Origin of the sequence: Pantoea sp. A4 (assembly GCF_000295955.2) — a bacterium.
In the GTDB taxonomy this organism is placed as follows: Bacteria; Pseudomonadota; Gammaproteobacteria; order Enterobacterales; family Enterobacteriaceae; genus Pantoea; species Pantoea multigeneris.
On sequence record NZ_ALXE01000035.1, the window covers coordinates 1 to 4,868 of the forward strand.

Annotated in this window: 8 protein-coding genes; 2 read left to right on the forward strand and 6 right to left on the reverse strand. The window is 49.2% G+C overall.

All coding sequences use genetic code 11. The annotated features are described in order from the left end of the window. Positions 1-43 precede the first annotated feature (43 nt). The 3 genes from B880_RS0115935 to B880_RS0115945 are packed head-to-tail and all read right to left on the reverse strand — an operon-like array spanning position 44 to position 1,241. Positions 44-547: a DUF4865 family protein gene (locus tag B880_RS0115935; protein WP_017348440.1), complete on the reverse strand. Its 504-nt coding sequence runs from the start codon at positions 545-547 to the stop codon at positions 44-46. Then, entirely contained in the window at positions 544-933 is a 390-nt protein-coding gene (locus B880_RS0115940) for a tautomerase family protein (protein WP_017348441.1), read from the reverse strand. The genes B880_RS0115935 and B880_RS0115940 overlap by 4 nt, the downstream gene beginning before the upstream one ends. After that, positions 933-1,241 (reverse strand): carboxymuconolactone decarboxylase family protein, encoded by a 309-nt coding sequence (locus B880_RS0115945; protein WP_017348442.1) that lies wholly within the window; start codon positions 1,239-1,241, stop codon positions 933-935. The genes B880_RS0115940 and B880_RS0115945 overlap by 1 nt, the downstream gene beginning before the upstream one ends. A 100-nt stretch (positions 1,242-1,341) precedes the next feature. Here B880_RS0115945 and B880_RS0115950 point away from each other — a divergent pair, with 100 nt between their 5' ends. After that, entirely contained in the window at positions 1,342-2,226 is an 885-nt protein-coding gene (locus B880_RS0115950) for a LysR substrate-binding domain-containing protein (RefSeq protein WP_017348443.1), read from the forward strand. Positions 2,227-2,313: 87 nt separating this feature from the next. Here B880_RS0115950 and B880_RS0115955 read toward each other — a convergent pair whose 3' ends face one another. The 3 genes from B880_RS0115955 to B880_RS25125 form a co-directional block, all read right to left on the reverse strand. Further along, positions 2,314-2,664 carry a hypothetical protein gene (locus B880_RS0115955; RefSeq protein WP_017348444.1) on the reverse strand — a complete coding sequence of 117 codons (351 nt, stop codon included), beginning with the start codon at positions 2,662-2,664 and terminating at the stop codon, positions 2,314-2,316. After that, on the reverse strand, positions 2,661-3,029 hold the full coding sequence (locus tag B880_RS0115960) for a tlde1 domain-containing protein (protein ID WP_017348445.1): 369 nt from the start codon (positions 3,027-3,029) through the stop codon (positions 2,661-2,663). Before B880_RS0115960 ends, B880_RS0115955 begins: the two co-directional genes overlap by 4 nt. A gap of 485 nt (positions 3,030-3,514) precedes the next feature. Further along, positions 3,515-3,925 (reverse strand): LysE family translocator, encoded by a 411-nt coding sequence (locus B880_RS25125; RefSeq protein ID WP_017348446.1) that lies wholly within the window; start codon positions 3,923-3,925, stop codon positions 3,515-3,517. A 329-nt stretch (positions 3,926-4,254) separates the two neighbouring features. On the opposite strand from B880_RS25125, the gene B880_RS0115970 reads away from it, so the two are divergent. Further along, a partial coding sequence (locus B880_RS0115970; protein ID WP_017348447.1) for an RNA-guided endonuclease InsQ/TnpB family protein occupies positions 4,255-4,868 on the forward strand: 614 nt, incomplete at its 3' end.

Sequence of the window (4,868 nt, forward strand, 5' to 3'; positions counted from 1 at the left end):
GCCGTGGGTATACGAAATACAATCCTACTATTAGCTTCAGTTTTCACCACGCCCCGCTTGCCATAAAGGCAATACGATAATTTTCTTTTCCTCTTTGTGGTGCATCACCGAAATCAGCTTGTAAGTACTGCCAGCGGCTGACATCCCAGGCGCTGAGATCCCCATCCTGCGCCAGCAAAGACAGGTCGCTGTGCGGTGGGATCGTGTGCCTGGTTATGGATAACCACGGGGCGTTTCGGATCTCATCAATGCAGGGAAGTTGCAGCGCCAGCCAGGTATCAATCTGCGGCCAGCCAAAATCTTGCGTCAGCGTTTTAAACGCCGGGCTTTGTAAAAACGCAGTCATAGCCTGCGCATTCTCCCACACGTAAAACGGGGCATAACGGTTTTCATCGCAATAGCCTTCATGGCGTTTAGCGACCAGATAGGCTTTAAACAGCAAACCGGGAAAGCCATTGAGCTTTGATCCATTCTCAGCAATACGCCGCTCAATGATGTCCATGTCGTAATTTGCGGGTAGGGTGAATCGATATTGCATCACAATCATAAATCCTCCTCAGAGAGCAAACGTCCGTTGCTGAAACTCCAGTCATCGGCGGTATTAAATTGAATAATCACCATCACATCATTCGGACTGATATCGAGCGCGGCTTGCAGTCGGCTGCTTAACGTACGGCAGAGGTCTGCCTTCTGCTCCAGCGTGCGAGGTCTACCGGCGATGATATGAAACTGCATGAAATTATCGCTGCGCCCGCCGCTTTTATAATGGCGATCAAATACGCGTTGATGGTCAGGTAACGTTTCGAAAACCTGAAAACGATCGTGTGAAGGGACGGCAAATTCGTCCTCAAGGGTTTGTTGCAGAATGTCCGAAATCTGCCGGATTTGCGGGTCGCTAAAGCCCTGGCGCAGCGTAATACGGGTGAATGGCATTAGCGTCGCTCCTCTTCCAGGCATTCCAGAGCAGAAACTGCCGCTGGCCAGCCCGCGTAAAAGGCCAGATGGGTGAAAGCTTCCACCATCTCTTCACGAGTAAGGCCATTCTGTTGCGCGAACTGAACATGCCAGGGCAGCTGTTGTACCCGACCCAGCGCCGTCAGGGCTGCCAGCGTAATTAAGCTTCGTTCGCGTGGGGAAAGGGTGTCACGCTGCCAGATATCGTTAAACAGCACGTTCTGGGTCAGCTCAGCCAGTTTAGGGGCGACAAGCGCCAGAGATTCGCGATTGAGTGATTTCGTCATCGTGGTGACTCCTTATTGACAGTGGAGTCATTCTGGCGCGATATTCAGATCCTGAAAATTGAATTAATCGATATCAATCATCCCGAATTTCAGGATTATGATGAACAAAATTCCTTCGACGCTCGACCTCGATGCGCTACGCAGTTTCGTCACTGGCATTGAATGCGGCAGCTTCGCGCAGGCTGCCAGCCGTCTTTGTCGTTCTACCTCCGCAGTGAGTGCACAGCTCAAAAAACTGGAACAGCAGTGTGGCGTCGAACTGGTTGTGAGGAATGGCCGCCATCTGGCGTTGACCCATAATGGCGAGATCATTATGGGCTATGCCCGTCGGCTTTTAGCGTTGAATGACGAAGCGCTGCTTGCCCTGAATGGCAAACTGATGCAGGGGGAAATCCGTATTGGTATGCAGGAAGACTTTGGCGAATCACTGATGCCGGGCATTCTGGGGGAGTTTAAACTCCACCATCCGGGGATGCGAATTCTGGCCCGCGTCGACCGCAACCGGGGATTGCTCAATGCGATCAATGAGAACGAACTGGATATGGCGCTGTTGTGGCAACTGGAGCATGTGCAGCGGGGCGGTAAACCGATGGGGCAGTGCCAGCTAGAGTGGATAATGCATCCAAAGCTGGATATTACAACCCTGCTGGCGCAGGGGCTGCCCTTGCCGCTGGTGATGCTTGAAAGCCCCTGTCTGATGCGCTCCCGTGCCATTGAATGCCTGGATCGCGCGAATATTCCCTGGCAGGTGGTCTTTGTCAGCCAAAGCCTCAGCGGCATCTGGGCTGCAGTACAGGCGGGATTGGGTATCACTTTGCGAACACGTATCGGAATGCCCGGTAATTTGCATGTCGCGGGAGCTGTATTGCCATCTCCGGGCAATCTGGGCATCACTCTGGAGCAGGGCGTGGGAAATGACGCTATTCACGGGGCACAGCTAATGCTCGGACAACTTATGGAAGATGCGTTGTCAAAGGTGATGTGAGATGTAGGCTAGAAATAGCAAAGTCCCAGAAATTGCACAATGCAGTAATGTCCATGGATGCCATTACTCCATGGACATTAGATAACATCAATAATTTATTGTGCTTTTCGAAATAAGATAGCTATTCACTTCGCTCATAGAACACTCTTCATCTGAGGCATCATTTTGCGTAATCACCTCAAATTTTCGCCCATCCTTAGCATGGAAAACAAACCTGTAGATATTCGTATGCAGATTATGCCCCTTTTTCTGTGAGGCAAGGAGCTTCACTTCTGTCTTAGGCTCATCAAGATCTGAAATATCAATGATACCAGAGCGTTTCAACCATCCTTCCGTGATATTCATCGGCCATGCAACACAATCCTGTGGTACAACCTTAGCGCTTGCAATGACGGGAAGCAGCACTAAAAATAATGCTGAGATTTTAATTTTCATCATTTTACAACCTCAATGATTCTGTCGCCGCTATTCCATATTCTTTGCCTGATCAAAATTCCGAGAACAATGCAACCATCAGAAGCCTCACCAGGATGAACGTTGCTATCGCCGTGAATTAAAAACCCCGCACGTCCAAACATTTTATTATGGGCATCAGGTTGGAGTCTTAATGAGTAAGCGCCAGTGTGGGGATGATGGAAAGGGTGGCCAATTATGGTGTAACGCCCTCTTGGGAGTGGGCCTGTGTTTGGTACACTCTCCATATTTGTCTTAAACTTACCTTTCCCTTTTCCCGCATAGCCATAGCTTATGGAAATCCCATCTTTCGTAAGAAGTCCGTCGCTTTGATGATATACCCAAGTCATTAACTATCCTCTATCCATGTGTACTAAATTATGACTTTTCACACTGGGATTTGCAGTGCAATTCAGTCCCTGACATTATCCTGGCTCACAAACCACCTTTGAATCTGCAAAATAGCTTAAGCCCAGACTATTAATGAAGATCATGCGAAGGCCAAGTCTATCTGCAAGTGAGATTCAACTTCAAGCCTTGTTTACAACCAATGGAAATCATTTCTAAATGAGGTTGCATTTAAGCATGTTTTCATTCGGTTATGTTGAAAATAGCATGTATTTTAGGATTGTTCTTATTTCACCCTAATATGGTTAGTCAGATGCTAATCGTTGTGCCATCACTGTGTGTAGTCTTACTATCTTCCTGTTTGTGCTCAGCATCTGCATCCATACCACAAAATAGGTATTAAGGTTGAAGTTAATTCTATTTTTTTTGGTGATAATGAGAAACCTAAAGCAAGTCAACCAATAGCAATCGGCAGCTATTATCCATCCTATCGGCGGGTTAAGGCCAGTCTGATACCCAACGCAATAAACGTCGTCCCTACAATCCGATCCAGTACGTTTTGCAGTTTTCGGTTTCCGGAAAGACTACCCGCCGCGCTACCTGCTAAAACGGCAAAGGTCATATCGGTCAAAAAGGCGACTAATGCATAGGTGAGTCCTAGCAGCAGGAATGAGACGGCATGTTGATCGCCTTCTGGTGTGACAAACTGCGGGAAAAATGAAACAAAGAAAAGCAGGACCTTTGGATTGGTCAAGGTAGTAATAAAGCCTCTGGATAACAGACTATAAGCACTGCTCTTTTTCGTACTTTGCGGTTGAGCCTGTTCTCCCGCTTGTTTTCTTTTAAAGCTTTCAAAAAGCATTTTTCCGCCTAAATAGATCAGATAGGCGGCACCCATCTTTTCTTCAAATTCCCCTCCCACCGAAGGAGGTGGGAGGGGAATTTGAATTGACGCGGTAGCGTCAATTATTCTTCAGCCTCGTGGGTTTTGAACGTACTTCTTCACGGCTTCAGGCGGCACTTCACCGCATTTTTCGGCCGCGCGCTGGTTAATGCGCGTACGGTGTCATTCACCAAAGATATATTGACGGCATTTCGTCATAAAACGCAGTGAGCATGCAGCAAAAAGGCTCTAGTCAGCTTTTTTTAAAATCGCCAGCACGGCTTGACTCCAGCTAAAACACATGGTTATTTATCCAGTATTCATTTGCCGGGCACTGAATGCACATGCTTATCCTGAAGGCGTATAAATACCGGCTGGAACCCACGGATGCTCAGGCGCAACGACTGCGCCAGATGTGCGGCTGTGCGCGTTTCATCTGGAATTATGGCCTGGCAGAAACGCAGCGCATGCTGGATGCCGGGCAAAAGCTGCCCACCGCCTTTGCGCTGAATAAAATGCTGACCACGTGGAAGGGCTTGCCTGAGCTGGCGTTCCTGTCTGAAGCGTACACTGACAACCTCCAGCAGAAACTCAAAGACCTGCACGGGGCATGGAAACGGTGCTTTGATAAGCGTCTGGCGGCTAAAAAGCCGGTATTCAAGCGCAAGAGCCAGGGCAACGATTCCATCCGGTTCGTCAACTTTGACAAATACTGCCAGCTTGACCGCAAGCGCGTTAAATTGCCCTCCGGGCTGGGCTGGGTGAAGTTCCGCCAGTCCCGCGCCGTTACCGGAAAAATCAAAAACGCCACGGTCAGCCAGCACGCTGGCGGCTGGTATATCTCGTTTCAGGTCGAAACGGAGGCCGAAAAGCCCGTACACCCGTCAACGTCCGCTATCGGACTGGATGCGGGTATCAGCAAGCTGGCCACGCTGTCAGACGGCACGGTCTTTGAGCC